At 62.9% G+C, this 1,704-nt stretch carries 2 protein-coding genes; one reads left to right on the top strand and one right to left on the bottom strand.

Annotated elements, in window-relative coordinates:
* Positions 1-762: serine/threonine protein kinase (locus D7V88_RS41250; protein ID WP_147449142.1), on the bottom strand; the 762-nt coding region annotated here is incomplete at its 3' end.
* 269 nt (positions 763-1,031) lie between these two features.
* Between D7V88_RS41250 and D7V88_RS41245 the strand changes: the two genes are divergently transcribed.
* The coding region (locus D7V88_RS41245) for a tetratricopeptide repeat protein (RefSeq protein ID WP_147449141.1) at positions 1,032-1,704 on the top strand (673 nt) is incomplete at its 3' end.

Genomic DNA, 1,704 nt, shown 5'->3' with positions numbered 1-1,704 from the left:
CAGCACATGCTGTAGTGCTACTGACAGGTCCGGCCGCCTCAGTGCGGCGGGAACGAATGGCTCGAAGAGGATGGCTCGCATGGTGCCCTCCTCGGTGGTCGTACCGAAAGGGCGCTTCCCAGTGAGCAGCTCGTACAGCACCACTCCGAGCGCATAGACGTCCACGCGCCGGTCCAACGGCTTCGCCTGGAGTTGCTCCGGGGGCATGTACGCCAGCTTGCCCTTCACCACGCCTGTTTGTGTGCGGTGTTTCTGTCCGGCCACCTTGGCGATGCCGAAGTCGACCACCTTCACCGCCCCCTGCCGCGACACCAGGATGTTGTCCGGGCTCACGTCGCGGTGAATCAGCCCTAGTGGCTCGTCCGTGGCCGAATCACGGAACTCGTGTGCGTAGGCCAAGCCCTCCGCCGCGGACGCCACCAGTCTTGCGCAGAGGGTCTGCGGAAGGGGCACCTCTACCGCGCGCTTCACCAGCTTTCGCAGGCTTGGCCCGTCGATGAGTTCCATCGCCAGGAAGTAGCTGCCTCCGGCCTCGCCGAAGTCGAAAATCTGGACGATGTTCGGGTGCTCGAGCTGTGCAGCAAGCTTCGCCTCGCTCAGGAACATCTCCACGAACGCCGGCTCTTCAGCAAGGTGCGGGAGGATTCGTTTGAGCACGAGCGTTTTCTTGAATCCCATGGGCCCGGCGGCTTTCGCTAGATAGACCTCCGCCATTCCTCCCGTGGCGAGCTTCCTGATGAGCTGGTACTTCCCAATGTGCATTTGGAGCCACGTTCTCCCAGGTTTGGTGGAAAAGTTAAATGCTTCCCAGCACGGTTGGCAACTTCCCGCTACCCACGCCCACGAAGGACATTGGCGCCTCCCTCGTGCGGTTACGAGGAGGCAGTTCCTCGGCGGAAGTGGTGGAGGCTCAGGCGGCGATGCCGAGGCCGTTGTGCCCCCTGGCCCCGCGCGTGTGGTAAGGGTCGCCCCAAACCTCAATCCCCACCGAGGCTGAGAAAGACATGTCCCTGGTTTTTCGGAGAGCCAAGATGCTCGCAGCCGTGCTGGTGCTGGCCTGCATAGTGCTCGTGCCACGAGATGGCCATGCTCAAGACGTGCCACGAGGTGGCCATGCTCAGGAGGCGCGCAAGGTGCAACCCTACTTGGACGAAGCCCTAAAGCTCTACAATGAGCTGGATTATGAGCAGGCCCTGCAGCAACTGGCGCAGGGCAGGAGTGTCTCGGCCGCCGCCGATGACGTGAGCCTTTCTCTCTACGAAGGGTTGATTCTCGCGGAACTCGGTAGGGCGGATGCTGCCAATGAGGCCTTCTCAGCGGCGCTGAAGCTGCAGCCCGACGCCGAATTACCCTTCCTCGTCTCGCCCAAGGTTCAGCAGCGATTCGAGGAGGCGCGTCAGCAGGTGAAGCGCCAGCTTTCCGAAATGGCCGCACCTGAGATGGCGCCACAGCCTCGTGTTGTCGTACCTCCGCTACACCCTCCGTCGTCTCTCCCTTTCGCACACGTCGTGAGTCCTGCAGAAGAGGAGCAACCGCCGTCTTTTCGACGCGTGTGGCTACCGGCGACAATCGGGGGAGGGCTCCTGGTGGGCGGTGGCGTGGCATACATGCTGGCGCGGGGGGAGGAGGCCAAACTGAAGGGCAGCGGCACCGACTTCGCCACGCCTGAGGATGTGAAACGCACCACGTCGCGAGGGCGAACGT

This window comes from Corallococcus terminator, from assembly GCF_003611635.1.
Taxonomy (GTDB): domain Bacteria; phylum Myxococcota; class Myxococcia; order Myxococcales; family Myxococcaceae; genus Corallococcus; species Corallococcus terminator.
Note: the sequence above shows the minus strand (reverse complement) of the source record. Positions and strands in the feature narration are given on the sequence as shown.